We start from the raw sequence: 409 nt of genomic DNA, 5'->3' as shown, positions 1-409 counted from the left end.
TTCCCCCCAACCTGCCATCCCAGCTGTTAAAGGCGTACTCATCGACGCATCCACCGTCGTCTCGGTAGGGCCGTAGACATTGATCACCAACCGCCCGGGCGCCCACCGGTCCACCACCTCGGCCGGGCACGGCTCAGCCCCGATCAACAACGCCACCGACCCCAAACCCTCTGGTGATAGCACCCCCACTTCGGTGGGAGTTTGACTGAGGACACTGACCTGTTCGGCTATCAGTAAGGCACGCAGGTCTGCCGGTACGTAGGTTACCGATTCGGGCACCACCACCAACCGCCCACCCCCCAACAGCGCCCCCCAGATCTCCTGGACCGAGACGTCGAAGCCATAGGAATGACACTGCGACCACACCCCTGCCGCCGGCAGGGGCGAATGGAGTGACTCCATCAGTTGA

The 409-nt window shown here is 63.1% G+C and carries 1 protein-coding gene; it reads right to left on the bottom strand.

Annotated features, from left to right (window positions below):
* On the bottom strand, nucleotides 1-409 hold a 409-nt coding region (locus F0Q45_RS26860; protein ID WP_149656687.1), incomplete at both ends, for an AMP-binding protein.

The organism is Mycobacterium simiae (assembly GCF_008370645.1).
Lineage (GTDB): Bacteria > Actinomycetota > Actinomycetes > Mycobacteriales > Mycobacteriaceae > Mycobacterium > Mycobacterium simiae_A.
The sequence above is the reverse complement of the archived record's forward strand: the minus strand, read 5'-3'. Positions and strand labels throughout refer to the sequence as shown.